This window comes from Vibrio porteresiae DSM 19223 (assembly GCF_024347055.1).
Classification (GTDB): Bacteria; Pseudomonadota; Gammaproteobacteria; order Enterobacterales; family Vibrionaceae; genus Vibrio; species Vibrio porteresiae.
In genome coordinates this window covers 1,099,568-1,114,145 of the sequence record NZ_AP024895.1, presented here as the reverse complement: position 1 = coordinate 1,114,145, position 14,578 = coordinate 1,099,568, and the positions used below count along the sequence as shown (strand labels likewise).

Here is a 14,578-nt window from a genome sequence, read left to right as displayed (position 1 = left end):
TAAAATAGTAACCTAACTGAATAACAAATAGCTTAATAAGCGATTTTCAGAATGAGTCATGTCTATTAATATACATTTGTTTTAGGAAATACTAATAATGAAAAGAAAGTTAGTTGCTAGTGGGATCATTTTAGCTGCTGTAGGTTGTGGTTTTGTTGCAAATAACATAATGATCAACAAAGCAGGTCAAGAAGTGACTACAGAAATTCTTCATACTTTGCAAAATTATGAAAATGATTCGATTCAGATTCAAAGATTGTCTTCCGAGGTTAATGGCTCCAAGATTGAAGAGCAATATGTCATTTACATCATTGTTGATGGTAAACGGGCAGATAATCTACCAATTTTCTTTAACCATACGGCAAAAATTGGTCTATTTGCATCATCAATTAATGGCAATTTCACTATTGTTAAAGACAAAGGTTTAGCCAAGAAGTTTATTGAAGAAGTCACTACTTTTAATGACAACATTGCTTATTCGTTTTCTACTATTGATAACAATATTGATTTAAAAGGTGAAGTTCAGGTTGGTAAAATACAAGACGGACTTAGCTATTTAGAGCTTGGGGAATTGACGTTTAGCAGTGTAGGTTCATCGAAGCAATTTAGCTCTACAATACATCTACCACGCTTGATATATAACAAGAGAGATGAGCAGTATTCCTTATCTGATTTCACCATAAAATCAGTCGGTGGTGAAAACGCGCCAAAGAACACATTCGATATCAAAACAGGCAAAATGAGTTTGTTGGATAATCGTTACAATCAGAGCCTCCAAGTTTCAGGATTTGAATGGAATACTTCACTGACTAATGAGCCTTCCGCAACTTTAACGGCAGACATCGATATAGATAAACTGAATATCAACATTGATAATGTTCCTAAAGATAACTTCGATATCACCCTTAACCTGAATGTACCGGGAATACCAAAGTCACAATTAAAAGAGTTTTCCGATGTTTTAGCTAAGGGTAATATTTCGAATCATGTTGTTAAGAAACAAGCAGAAAATATACTCAATCAGCTTCTTGACAACGGAATTAATGGAAATAGCTTTACTTTAAAAGTTAACGACTCTTTAGCTAAAGGATCAATTGCGCTTGCTCCTGCTAAGTATTCCGAGATGAGACCATACCAGAAACGAACTCAACTCATTGAGAATCTATCTGCTCAGGTCGATTTTGATTTGGATAAATCACTCGTACAAAGTTTCCCAACAATTTCGCCTGTGATGCATCACTACTTTGATGTAAGCCCACAAGATAAATATACAGCCACATTTAAACTCACTAACGGTCAACCGACTCTCAACGGACAACCCTTGCAATAAGGTAAAAGGGGCGCTTGTTAAGTGCCCCCTTTTTTTGCTTTTATTTCTACTTGCCAACTCTCAACATTAAACCTAATCACCACACGACTATAGATATCGCTGCTTGATATACTCTGCTAAACTCCACCACCGGTTAATGAGTGAGCCCACTAAAATGATGACTGACGAAGAAAGAATTGAACTGCAAAAAAACAATCCACTGCACGGCTTGAAGCTAGAAACCATGGTGCAAGAGTTGGTGGATTTTTATGGCTGGGACATTCTCGATACAGCAATGCGCTTTAATTGCTTTAATACCAAGCCTTCGGTTGAAAGTAGCGTGAAGTATCTGAAGAAAACCGATTGGGCGAGAGAAAAATTAGAGAACTTTTATCTGTATCGATTCAAGCGCATGCCACGCGCGAGTGCAGAAGAGTATGATTTACCACCAAGAGCTCGTACGTTCCCGAATGGCTTGAAACCGAAAGAGCCGATGGAACTGACTGTGGAATCGATTTTAAACTCTCAAGCCAAAGCGGCTTCATCGTTTAAACAACGTGCCTCTCGTGGTAGCCAATCACGTCGCTAATTCAGCTCGATAAGAACAAATAATAACGCCCCAGTTGAGCAATCAAGTGGGGCGTTATTTTATAGAACCGTTAGCGTTTAACCGCGAATTACTCGGTCTAAATTAAAGATTCTCTTGTTGACGCTTTTTCTTCTTTTTACCTGTACCAGCTGGTTTTGCTCGCGGGGTCATTGGTAGAAAGTACGCTTCGCTTTGATCATCATCGACTTCAAACCCTGCAACCTGTTCACGCTCAAGCTGGAATTTATTTTTCTTTTCAATCACTTTGAAGTGGTGATAATCATCATAGTCAATCAGAGAAAGACCAAGCCCCACCTCTCCCGCACGACCACTACGACCAATTCGGTGCATGTAGTCAGCCGGGCTACGTGGTAAATCAAAGTTAATCACCACGGGCAGTTTTTCGATATCCAAACCGCGAGCCGCAATATCGGTCGCAATCAACACTTGAATCACTCCCGACTTAAACTCGTCAAGCACACGTGTGCGCGCTCCCTGCCCCTGGTCACCATGGAACACTTCAGCGGTGATACCGCGTTTCGACAGTTTCTGCGCAAGATGGCTACACGCATTTTTAGCGTTAACGAAAATCAACGTTTGACGCCACTGATGTTGCTTGATGAGGTGTGCGAGCACAGCGGTTTTCTGGCCTTTATTCACACTAAACACACGCTGCACTAAGGTGCTCGCTTCTGCGCTTTGCAATTGAATCTCAATTGGATCGCGTAGTAAGTTCTGAGCCAAACCAGTCACTTTTTCAGGGAAAGTTGCCGAGAACAGCAGCGTCTGTTTCTTCTCTGGCAGTAAGGCCAGAATCTGGTTGAGTTCGTCGGTAAAGCCAAGACTCAACATTCGGTCGGCTTCATCAAGAACCAGTGTTTTGACTTGATCCAACTTAATGGCGTTACTGGAGACAAGATCAAGTAAACGACCCGGAGTCGCCACCACGATATCACTGCCACCACGCAGAGCTAGCATCTGCGGATTCACTGATACACCGCCAAACACAGCCGTCGTTTTGACCTTTTCGCGCACATGGTACGAGTATGATTTCACGCTATACGCCACTTGCGAAGCCAACTCACGCGTAGGAACCAAAATCAGGTGCGACACAAGGTTACCACGACGAGGCTGCCCTTCTTCTTGCAGTACTTTTTGCAAAATAGGCAGTGCGAACGCCGCAGTTTTACCAGAACCCGTATTGGCTCCACCAACAATGTCTCGCCCATTTAAAATATGAGGAATAACATGAGATTGAATCGGCGTCGGCTGGTGATATTCCAACGCATCAAGGCGCTCGATTAACGTTGGAATCAGGCCAAGGTTGGCAAATGTTTGTTGCGGAGTTGTTTCGGTCATTACTTGTGTGGCTCAGTGCTAGATAAAGGCCGTGTATCTTATGCTATTTGCCACGTGGATGTTAGCGATATTTGGTTCAAAGAACATTCACTAGCGATGATTCACAACACCCAACCACGCAGGAACAGATTATGGTTTTAATAGCACATAATGCTTTTCGCAACGAGACAATCACCAAAGCACGACGACCCAACTACACCTTATCAACACAGTAAAACCATATTGTGTCCTAACTGAATACAATATGGTTCCTATTCCCAAACATCCAGTTCATGATGCTTGTAATAAAATTTTTGATCCTTTTCTCCAATGTCTCTAATTACGCGGCATGGAACACCAAATGCAACGACATTTTCGGGTATGTCGTTAGTAACAACGCTCCCCGCGCCTATGACTGAATTATCACCAATCGTGATTCCGGGCATAATTTGCGCTCCAGAGCCGATCCAAACGTTATTCCCAACACGAATTGGCAGATTGTACACGTAGTGATTTTCACGAAGGATGGGCAGAATAGGATGCCCCGAAGTACAAAAAACAACATTAGGGGCAATTAAACAGCTATTTCCGATGTATATATGCTCGTCATCAACAAAGGTAACATTGGAATTAATGTAGGTACCTTTCCCAACATGGACATTTTTGCAGCCCCAGTTAGAATTCAGCGGAGTTTCAACAGTACAATTTTCACCAATTTCAGCGAAGACCTCTTGTAGCAATCGTTGGCGTTTTTCGGTCTCAGTAGGAAGCGTTTGGTTATATTCCACCATTTTATTTTGATAAATATGCTGATCACTTAATAATGCAGGATCATCGTAGCGATAAGGTAAACCTGCGGACTTTCTTTTTACGTTATCCATTCATTCCCTCGTTTCAGGTTTAAAGCGAATTGAGTAGGTCAAATAATGCACTCGTAAAATGAATAGTCAATCTCCGTGTTTCAGAGCTCAAACCCAAATCGTTCGAATCCTTTTACATCATTTCTTCATCATCTTGGCTAAATCAGCAAATGGGTTATACGTCGCCCCTTTGTGTTCATCTTCTCCGGGCATTATTTCGCTACCGTAACGTTCATAGTCTAGGTATTTACTATGTTCGTGATCGTGGCAATAAATACACAACAACTCCCAGTTGCTACCATCTTCGGGGTTATTGGTATGATCGTGATCTTTGTGGTGAACCGTTAATTCACTGAGATTGGAATAGTCAAACTCTCTCGCGCACCTTGTACACACCCAAGGATAAAGCTTTAGCGCTTTCTCGCGGTAGGTAGCTTCTTTACGTGCGTAACGAGCACTGTTTCCGTAGTGGTCTGATGACATCATGATGCCTTTATAGATATAGATGAATAGCCACCAGCATAGTAGCCGCTTTTAGTATGGCCGAAAGTACGTCACATCACACTGCGTTGAGTTTTAAAATGAGCTAATGCCAGTCAGAGCAAAAGGCAGACTACAACAAAAGTCATCGAAAAGTTTCGAGCTTTTTTGTCCTAGTTTTAGTCTTTATGTGAGGTTTTTGGACAGAACCAGTTTAGCTCTACCGCACTAAACAGTTACGTTTTGATAAGCTGAATTAGGACAGAATCGAACTTGTTAAGGAATGCAAATTGGGATGCCGAGCATGCGTTGGTTAGGATTTGTCCTCACTACCATCATTACATTCAGCAAAGTTTATCTCATTAAGAATTACATTAGTATTTGTTAGCCCTACAAGTTTTCTCTGCTGTTTATATACTCGTTCTTTCCACTCAAGGTACGTCTCTGTGTCATCGTGCTTATCCCACTGATTGTCATCATCTAGATCTAGGTCATATCTATCCAGTACCTTCCCTTCAATTAAACAGCCTATCTCCCAATCCAAAACGAAGCTTAATCTCAATATCTTATTGAAGTGTTGCCTTATCGAAAGCGCTACAAGTTCCTCCAACTCTACACTTGCATCTTTGGGAAGTGGGACTACTTGATTACAATAAGATTCCAACTCACCGATAGTTACGGTCATTTCAAAAATAATGTCCATAAGATAGGAATCATCATGGTGGAGATAAAAAGATGTATGGTTTGATTGCCAGCTGATCTGCTCCTCGAAATCATACAGCTTCAAATTCCTAAACTCATCGTCTGTTATGAACTGAAATAGGTAGAGCTTAGACACTTTCCTTAGTTCGCTATACAACTCCAAACGCTTGCTTGAAAGCTTATCTAAGGCTTCCAATTGTAAATCTAAGGTCTTATTCCAACGAGCTTCATAAAGTTGGTCATCATGTCTTCTACCTTGCTCTCTTTGAGTCCACCAATAACCAAATATCGCTACGCCAGCAGCGAATGAATAAACAAACACTTGCTTAAGCACATCTCGGACATCTTGGAGTGAGAATTTGAACGGATTAGTAGTAACAAACCAGTATGATGCCACTGCAAATATCAATATCAGTACAGCTATCGTTACCCATTTTCCCCATTCTTTCATTTAGTTAATCCAAGCAATAGAAACATTGATGACCATACATCTAATATGAAAGCTGGGTCAATAGTTAGTCAAAGGATGCATATAAGGTTTGACACAAACAATAGTTGCACAACAGAATGATCAGCTTTGTGCTAGGCAAAATCCACCTAGCACGTTGATGGACATTTCCAATTTAGCAGAGCAAGGCGGTTCCCAACCTTCGGATAACTTTTCGTATTCCAAAACGTCAAAGAGCACCGTTGTCAGCGTGGTCGATTTGCAAGAAAATGGGCAAAAGTTATCATCCCCACTCTGTGGTGTCAGATTCACTTTATGCAAAACTTTGCACTGAACATGCAAAGTACCGTGAAGCCTAACATGCTTATGTCCCACCACAAGTTAGTCCGATTACTCAGTAACGGACCCATACTAATACTTACAGTTATAACCGAGCCTAGAGTGGCATTGTTCAGGAACCCCCACGGGAAATTGCCACCAATGGCATCAGCACTAGATAGTGAATTTAAATAGCAAACAAGCTAGATTTTCTAATGATATTTTAACTAATTGATTATTAACTGTTTTTTGTTTTTTCTATTTTGTATCCATATAATAAATATACAATTTGTTTATATTGAAAAAGCAGAGTAATATGAGAAAGCTTACTATGCAACTTAATGAGGAAATTATCAATGTTTAAGAATCTTAAAACTATCTCAGTAAAACTCAATGAAAATAAAGGCAAAGTTTTAACAGCACAACGCTCTCAGTGTCGTACAACGCACAAACGTAAAGACTGCTAAGCATTTTGATGGGGTTAAGTAGGATTTTATTATGTCTGAAATTAAATTTGACGTGAATCAATGTGTTGAGTTTCCAAGTTCAATTACGGTACATGATTATGCAGATAAGATTATTCTCTTAGCTCCATTAGTCCCAAACTGGGTTGTGCTTAACAAAGAAGAATATAATTTATATTTAGAGCTAAATAAAGGACAAAGCATAATTGAGTCACTACATGAAATCCATGACAAGTTTGAATACAGCGAAACCAGATGTATAAATGTTATAACTTCATTATTATCTAAAGTAGAAAAAAGTAAGTTTTATGCATCTAATTATGGTGAGAATGAACCTAAAATAGATAGCTTCAAGAAAAATATACATCTAGAAATTACATCTGACTGCAACATTAGATGCAAGCACTGTTATATGTCTGCTGGAAAAAAGAATGCTACGTATATAGACAAGGTTGACATAGATAAATTCTTTAATGAAATAGATCTTGATAGGGTTGATGAAAATATTGTTGTCACAGGTGGCGAGCCCCTTATTCACCCTGAGATAAATGAAATCATTTCAGGACTAAATAGCAAAGGCTTTAAAGTTTGTTTATTTACTAATGGATTAATGATAAATCACTCTAACATAGATTTTCTCAAAAACAACATTAACAGCATACAATTAAGCATGGAAGGTGTGAGTCAAAATGCCTATGAGGATATTAGAGGTAAAAACACCTATACTAGGTTAATTAATGCTATTAAATTAATCAAAGATAATAATATAAGGTTAATATTAGCAATAACCATATTAGATGATAACCTTTCCGATGTTGAGAAAAACATCCAATCGTTCTTATCTGATTTGTCGTATGATAACATGGAAGTAAGAATTAATGATGAGTTAGAGAAAAAAGGAAATGCGACAAACTTAACAAGTAATAATTTCGATCTGATAAAAGTTAACAAGCCCAGAGTTCGCGAGTTGATAAAAAATTTAGAAATTCAGGGTTTTTACTATTCAACAAATGATAATAAGTGCAAGAGATTTAGCAATTGTGGCATTGGTGCTTCTATTGTAATAAACTCTGCTGGTGATATATACCCATGTAATGATTATAATCAACCAACTAAATATAACATAAGAAACACTGAGAAAATCAGTCATATGATAAATCAATTTGATGCTATAAATATTGAGACATCCACATCGAATATACCTACATGTAACAAATGTGATATTAAATATTTATGTGCTGGTGGGTGCCGTACTAAAAACTTAAGATTAAATGGGTCAATGACATCTGTAATGTGCAATAGAAAAAATATAATAGAAAATTTGATATTATCAGAAATTTAATTTAATAGTCTATATATTTTTCTTGATACTTAGCAGGTGATAAATAGTCTATCACATTGCCACCTCGTATGCCTGAACCAGGCCCAATAACAATAATTGAATCTGCTTGAGAATATATTTCCGGTTTGTGCTCCACTAACAATATTGCTGCGAATTTAGATTTTATCTCATGAAGATAGTTTAGTATTGTTATACTAGTCTGAGGATCTAATCCTGCACCTATTTCATCAATTATAATTAAAGCATCTTTCTTGCTAAAGTTTCTAATTAATTCTCTGGCTAGCTTTAACCTTTGAATTTCTCCACCTGACAAGTTTTTTAGTTTTCTTGATAATGACAGATGAGATAGTGAAAGTGAATTTAAGATATTAATTGCCTCATAAACAACTGGATCTAAATCTAATTTATATTTAGAAATTGCATATATCTCATTAGTAAAAAAATCATATATATTTATATCATTTACTTTGTTTTTTAATGTTGACTTTGTAAATAACCTACCTTCACACTTATTACATTCTATTTCAATGTCATCATTGAACGAGCGTTGAATTCTTATAACCCCAGCTCCATTACACTTATTACAATACTTTACAGGTTGCTTTTTGTTGAAAATATTAATTATCTTGTCACGCACTCCTAGGTAACTAGCTACATCTATTTTATATGTTATAAGAGGAGAACGTTGTCTAATATAAATTGAGTTACTATATTGTTCTAATACTGCTAATGCTAGGCTGGATTTTCCTGAACCTGAAACGCCAACAAGAACATTTATTTTATTTTTAAGAATCTTAATAGACTGATTTATTACATTATTCCTTGTTAAATGATTAAGTTCGAAATAATCATCCTTCTCATAGTCTTTATCGTTATACTTTAACTTATGATTAATTTTTCTAGTTAAATGTCCACCTCGCTCACCTGCGAAAGGACCAATATTATAAAAACTATCGCAAACCGAAAGTAGCTGTGCATTATGATCTATAAGTAATATAGTGTTACCTTTATTATTGATCTCCTTTATTAAGCTTAACAAGGGCCTTATTTCATTTTGATGAAGGTGGGCTGATATCTCGTCAATTGTTATCAGTATACCACTAATTTCTGAAAAGCAGACTTTACTTAATTTTAACTTCTGTAGTTCTCCACCTGACAATGTAGGTATGGCTCTTGAAAAGGTAAGATATCCAGCTCCAAGTTCAATTATTGTATTAATTAACTTGCTAAGTTTGTGATTCCTTATTCTACCAATTAATTCATGGAACGGAACTGTTAAGAAATCAATAAAAGGTATATCAAACACCTTTATTGATGAACATGTTGTATTTATTCTTGAGCCCAAACAGGAAGGGCAAACGCTATCTAAAAATAATTTATTCTTAAGTGATGTTGATTTTGATATTTCATCGATAAGGCCATTATAAAATGAGCTTTGTCTTTCTCTTCCATTTAATTTAAACTTCACTGGTGAACTAAGCTTATGTTTACCATAGAGTATGCCGTTTAAAACCTCATCTGATATATGTTCTATTGTTTTGTCTAAATCACCTATATTTTCTTTACAGTAAGCAATAAATGTCTGCAATACCTTATTGTTTTTAATTTTAATACATTCTTTAATTGGTTTAGAATAATCAAATATTTTCAATAAGTCCGGTTCCTTAATATAACCCATGCCTTGACATTTTTTACATGTATTATGATGCGAGTTGATTATTATTTTCTCTTGTTCTTCTATATTTACTCCACCATAGGCTATTATAATTTGGTAGATATTCAAAAAAGTATAGATTGAAGATAGTGGATTGTTGTTCCTATTCTCTTGTGAAATTGATACGGATGGTATTAAACCCGAAAATTTATTTACTTTATACCTTGGAATTTCAACTGTACCACTTTCGATTGCTTCAAACTCATTTCTGCACAGTTTGTGTAGAGTGTGATACCCCAAGCTGCTTTTACCTCCACCACTGACTCCTGTTATACCCGTTATTTTCTGATGTACTACGTTGATCGATAGGCTTTTTAAGTTGTTTGTTGTTATTCCATCTAGAGTTATTTTTCCCATAAGACCAAGTAGTTATAATTTTTGATTAATTTTATCATAGCCCTCTATATTTCATTAGATTGTGAGTTAAACCGCAGAATGTGCCACGGCTAGTGCATTTTAATTACTTAAATAGCACTGCACGGTATTCATCGTCCAGTGCATACTTTCTTCTTACCAATGACTTCGTACAGCTGAAGTGCTTGCCCGACATCAAGATTTAAAGAACTGATATACCTGCGCGTTTCTTCACTAACTTTTGTCCTCCAATTTTAATTATGCTTTTTAAACCCACCCACTGATATTCTTTGGCCGATTCAATCTCACAATTGAATAGTCATGCAGATGAAAATATCGATGTAGATATACCCGCTTAGAACGAAAATGGGAGTTATCTTTCACAGCCACTCATCGGCTAACCATGAGTAAAAGTACGCTAATCTCGTTGGCATGATCTGCCACTGAGTAAATGCGTTAAGAAACCTTGGGGCATTTTCGTGTTTCATGCCCCAGCAGCACATCTCTGAACATAACTACGTTAGCGCTGTCCGTCTAACGTAGTTAAGATAAATGCATTACTCAGTTAATCCAGCGAGTTGTCGCGATATCTCAGTCAAAGCGCTCCAGTCTTTTTGTCCAAGTCCATTTGCATTTGCTGCGACTAAGTTATCTTTAGCACCCAGAATTGCTGAGGGTTTTACGCCACAAGCAGTGAACGCCGTTTCAAATATTAATGCGTCTTTTAAACCCGCTGTAAGATCGAAGCCAACCGTATCAAAATCTCTAGCCGCGATTTTTTCTGCATAGGAACTCATGGCTTCATTTCCTGCAAAAAACATCTGAGCAACAGCCAATATTTGTCTTTTGTCTAGCTGACTTTTCTCTGCAAATGTAAAGACTTCACCCAGCATTGCCAGTTGCGCCATCGCCATGTAATTCACACATATTTTCATTCCATTAGCTGAGCTAGCGGTGTTGCCAACAGGTACTTGTTTCACTGTATAAGACTCTATTATTGGTTGAACGGCTTCTAAAGCAGAGGATTCTCCAGCAAGGAAGGTAATAAGCTTACCCGCCGCCGCTGCATCAGGACGACCAACAACAGGGGCTGCTATATATTGGCAACCACGTTTTTCATGCTCTGATTTTAGATGGTCTGCTGTTGAGGGTTGAATTGTCGTTAATCCAACATGGATTTTCCCTGTTGTCATCGAATCAAGAATGCCATATTCAGCAAGCGATAACTCAATAATGGAATTGTCGTCTAACAAGCTAGTAAAAATGATATCGGATTGTTCAACGAGTTCCCTGATATTGTTAGCGACCGCAGCTCCTCGCGCCTGAAACGGCTGAGTCTTCGATATCGTTCTGTTGTAAACCGTTAATTGGTATCCCGCTTTTTGAATATTTTCACAGATGCCTGATCCCATTTTACCAAGACCGATAAAGCCTACTTTCAGATTTTTTGTATTCATGTTGTGTTCACCTTTTATTGTCATAAGTTGGGAACACTTTATCGATAGAAAGATTTACAGCCTTAACAATTGTTAACGGATCGCTTATTTTTTGCTTTGATTCGACTTAACGACACAGGTGTCATGCCTAAGTATGTCGCTATGTAGTGATGAGGAACTTTATCAAAGATATCGGGTTGAAGATTGAGTAGTTCTTCATATCTTTGCTGTGGATTATTTTTTATCCGAGAGATGAACAGCGCTTGGTAGTGGTACAAACGCTCTGCAATGTAGTCATCAACCGCTTGTTTTATGCTGTTATCGCTATCGAGTAATTGAACTAGCTCATTCTTAGATATAACGCGTAAACGAGCCTCTGTAATCGTTTCAATATTGTACAAAGCAGGAAGGTTGCGTTTAAGGCTTTCGAAAGAAGTGGCTATATCTCCTTCAAAGAAGAACTGAAAAGTAACATCATGACCATCACCATTAAACCAAGACCTCACGCAGCCCTTCTCGATAATAAAGACTGAATCGCAGATATCGCCTTCGTTGAGCAACGTCCCTTTCTTTTTAAAATGATGGACATGTCCAACTCGGATAAGACTCGGAAACCTTGAGATGATTGAAGTAGTCATTACATGGCTCACTGAAAGTAGAAGAAAACGATAAAGGATTTAGGCTACCACATTGTAAACGTTGCCGTCTTTAAGCACGGTTTGTCTTCGTGTATCCATGAGAATAATTTAGGGGGTGATTACACAGCGATTACAGATTGCTGCGAGCTGATCCTTTCCGCCTATTCGGCAGGAAACCACTTAATGAGTCTAGATCAGTAAAAATGGGTGAATAGTAAGCAATTTGAGAGCAAAAAATGATTTGATGAACTAAGCTTAGAGAGAAAATTTGAATTTGGGATTTTCAGGGGCCTGAAATGGGTGGAGGCCCCAGCCACATCCCGGCACACACGTCATTTGCTGTGGCTGCTTCCTTCCGGACCTGACCAGGTTCACAAACTAGTGTTGCGGGAGGACCAGAGCCTCCATAGATCACTTTAGTGTTTTCGTGTCACCAAAGAGTGCGGAGATTATTAAACATCCCCTACTCCAATGCAACCCTAAAGCAGATAAAATTCCCAAAAACGGCATTAAGTGCTTACACTCTAGGCGATTTGTTCAGTTCACCTACGATATTTTGCTCTCTTTCATTTGCTGATAGATAAGATGAAGCACTTCACTCAGTGGCATTGCATGTTCGCGCGAGAGTGATACGCCAATCGATAGCTTGACAGGAAAACTCAACTCACGCTCTGAATCCACATAGATATAACTTTCAATGTGTTCAATATAAGCTTGCACGTCTTTAGGTGATACCAGATTCACCGCGACAAATTCATCGCCACTGAAACGGTAACATTGCCCTTTCCAGAGTGATTTCATTCTGCGTGCGAGCTCTTTTAACACCGCATCGCCAATATCAAAGCCGTATTTCTCGTTGATCTCTTTAAAATCATCCACTTCAACGTAAACCAAAGAGAGATCTTTAGGTACACCATGCACAAAGCGGCGACACAAGCTGCGGCGATTACGCGCTTTAGTTAGCGAGTCGATGATCATATGCCGTTGCACGTAGAAGCCAATAAATAGCAACAGCAAAATGACCAGTACCAACATTATTTGTGAATTACGGTCGTAACGCTTTTGCAGCGCCATATTGGAACGCCAATCTGGCTGATATTCGTAGCGTTTAATCACTTGGTCTGTATCGATAATATTCAGCGCTTGGGAGAACAGATGCGCCAGCTTTAGTCCATTAACATCTTTCTTAAAGCCAATCGCAACGTCGAATTGATAAAAGTCACCTACCCTTTCATCCACGACTAGAGGCAGCATTTTAGGCGAGTCGCGTAGCACCTGAATATAATCCGCCTGACTCAATACAATGTAATCAACGTCGCCATCGAGTACCGCTTTAACTAACTCTTTTTGCGAATTGAATGTCGATAGTGATTTGTGAGGCAAAATGTTGTGTAGCAACTCTTCAAAGAAATCATCTTTGATGACGCCGATTCGCTCTACCACCATTTCAGAAATGTCGTGATAGAGACCATTTTTATAGTTCTCACGCTTAATTAACAAGGCGTGAGGATGGTAGTAACTGTCGCTAAAGTTGACAAATTTTTTGCGCTCATCAGAGATGATGATAGGTGCCACAACATCGATGTCGCCCTCGCGCAAATCCTGAAACATGTGCTCCCAAGTTTCATTTTCCCGACTGGCAATTTCGCAACGCAGCAGCAAAATATCACAGGCTTTCATCACCACATCGGCACTGATGCCTTTTACTTGGCCATCATTTTGGTAGTTGGCATAAATTGGCAGGTTTTGGAATTTAACCTTTAAGGTTCGTTGTGCATTAATACCGCTATCCAACACACGCTGCCTTAATGCTTGGCGGCGCATATCAAATTGATATCGGGCGATGGTATCACGCAGCAATTTTTGCATGTCATTCGAGTAAGCAAAATGCTCAAACTGCTTAAGCATCTGTAAATGCTTACCTTTAGTTGCAATCATCGAGACTGGGTGCACCATGATCTTATCGTTAAGCAGTTGAGCTTCGTAACCTTTGGCAAGCATCGGACGCAATTGGTTGATTGCAGAGACTACCCCATCGACTTGTGCAGTCTTAAGCATGTCTTGCGCTTCATTGATACCATTAAAATATTGCACCTCTAGTCGTGGGAACTTGTCTTCCAGTAGCTTGCCGTAAATGGAACCTCTTGGCACAGCCACAGAATGTAACGAGTTCAACGTTCGAGTCGAGCGTGTAAACAGGTAGGAATATTCGACATTAATTGGGCTCGAAAAATCGAAATATTTCGAGCGTCCTTCGGTATAGGTAACATTGGCAGCGAAATCACTGTCACCACGCTCTACCGAATTCAATAAATCGTCATAACTTGTGTACGTAACATATTGAATATCAATACCAAATTCGTGTGCAATAGCATCAAAAAGTACCCTCGAGACGACATCATCAGATTCTGTCGCTACGTGATACAATTTTGCGGGGTTATTGGTGTCAGCACGACTGGGTATCGTTATAAAGAGTGCTAGCAACCATCCGCAAAGGATCAGTTTTTTATACATGGACGTTGTTGAGTTTTTAGTTATCAATATTTTAGGCGCACATTATATAGATAATTCTCAACAATGCCCAAA

11 protein-coding genes and 1 other RNA gene are annotated in these 14,578 nt (G+C 38.6%); 3 read left to right on the top strand and 9 right to left on the bottom strand.

Annotated elements, in window-relative coordinates; translation table 11 throughout:
* The first annotated feature begins 97 nt into the window (after nucleotides 1-97).
* Nucleotides 98-1,330, top strand: a complete 1,233-nt coding sequence (locus OCV11_RS05245; protein WP_261895439.1) for a YdgA family protein — start codon at nucleotides 98-100, stop codon at nucleotides 1,328-1,330.
* A gap of 154 nt (nucleotides 1,331-1,484) precedes the next feature.
* Complete coding sequence (locus tag OCV11_RS05240) at nucleotides 1,485-1,898, top strand: VF530 family protein (protein ID WP_261895438.1); 414 nt, start codon at nucleotides 1,485-1,487, stop codon at nucleotides 1,896-1,898.
* A 102-nt stretch (nucleotides 1,899-2,000) separates the two neighbouring features.
* On the opposite strand, the gene OCV11_RS05235 is transcribed toward OCV11_RS05240, so the two are convergent.
* From OCV11_RS05235 to OCV11_RS05220, 4 genes are all read right to left on the bottom strand, one after another.
* Complete coding sequence (locus tag OCV11_RS05235; RefSeq protein ID WP_261895436.1) at nucleotides 2,001-3,257, bottom strand: DEAD/DEAH box helicase; 1,257 nt, start codon at nucleotides 3,255-3,257, stop codon at nucleotides 2,001-2,003.
* 251 nt (nucleotides 3,258-3,508) lie between these two features.
* Entirely contained in the window at nucleotides 3,509-4,117 is a 609-nt protein-coding gene (locus OCV11_RS05230) for a sugar O-acetyltransferase (RefSeq protein WP_261895434.1), read from the bottom strand.
* Nucleotides 4,118-4,234: 117 nt separating this feature from the next.
* Nucleotides 4,235-4,579 carry a YajD family HNH nuclease gene (locus tag OCV11_RS05225; protein ID WP_261896230.1) on the bottom strand — a complete coding sequence of 115 codons (345 nt, stop codon included), beginning with the start codon at nucleotides 4,577-4,579 and terminating at the stop codon, nucleotides 4,235-4,237.
* 310 nt (nucleotides 4,580-4,889) lie between these two features.
* On the bottom strand, nucleotides 4,890-5,729 hold the full coding sequence (locus tag OCV11_RS05220; protein ID WP_261895432.1) for a hypothetical protein: 840 nt from the start codon (nucleotides 5,727-5,729) through the stop codon (nucleotides 4,890-4,892).
* 813 nt (nucleotides 5,730-6,542) lie between these two features.
* On the opposite strand from OCV11_RS05220, the gene OCV11_RS05215 reads away from it, so the two are divergent.
* Nucleotides 6,543-7,850, top strand: coding sequence for a radical SAM/SPASM domain-containing protein (locus OCV11_RS05215; protein ID WP_261895431.1), 1,308 nt, complete (start codon nucleotides 6,543-6,545; stop codon nucleotides 7,848-7,850).
* 1 nt (nucleotide 7,851) lies between these two features.
* Here the strand turns inward: OCV11_RS05215 and OCV11_RS05210 are convergent, their stop codons facing one another.
* From OCV11_RS05210 to OCV11_RS05190, 5 genes are all read right to left on the bottom strand, one after another.
* Nucleotides 7,852-9,921 carry an ATP-binding cassette domain-containing protein gene (locus OCV11_RS05210; RefSeq protein ID WP_261895430.1) on the bottom strand — a complete coding sequence of 690 codons (2,070 nt, stop codon included), beginning with the start codon at nucleotides 9,919-9,921 and terminating at the stop codon, nucleotides 7,852-7,854.
* 554 nt (nucleotides 9,922-10,475) lie between these two features.
* Complete coding sequence (locus tag OCV11_RS05205; RefSeq protein WP_261895428.1) at nucleotides 10,476-11,375, bottom strand: NAD(P)-dependent oxidoreductase; 900 nt, start codon at nucleotides 11,373-11,375, stop codon at nucleotides 10,476-10,478.
* 62 nt (nucleotides 11,376-11,437) lie between these two features.
* A complete protein-coding gene (locus OCV11_RS05200; protein ID WP_261895427.1) occupies nucleotides 11,438-11,992 on the bottom strand; it encodes a Crp/Fnr family transcriptional regulator in 555 nt (184 codons plus the stop codon).
* Between the two features lie 304 nt (nucleotides 11,993-12,296).
* Nucleotides 12,297-12,393: signal recognition particle sRNA small type (gene ffs, locus OCV11_RS05195), an RNA gene on the bottom strand.
* Between the two features lie 145 nt (nucleotides 12,394-12,538).
* Nucleotides 12,539-14,506 carry a GGDEF domain-containing protein gene (locus OCV11_RS05190; RefSeq protein ID WP_261895426.1) on the bottom strand — a complete coding sequence of 656 codons (1,968 nt, stop codon included), beginning with the start codon at nucleotides 14,504-14,506 and terminating at the stop codon, nucleotides 12,539-12,541.
* Between the last annotated feature and the right edge of the window lie 72 nt (nucleotides 14,507-14,578).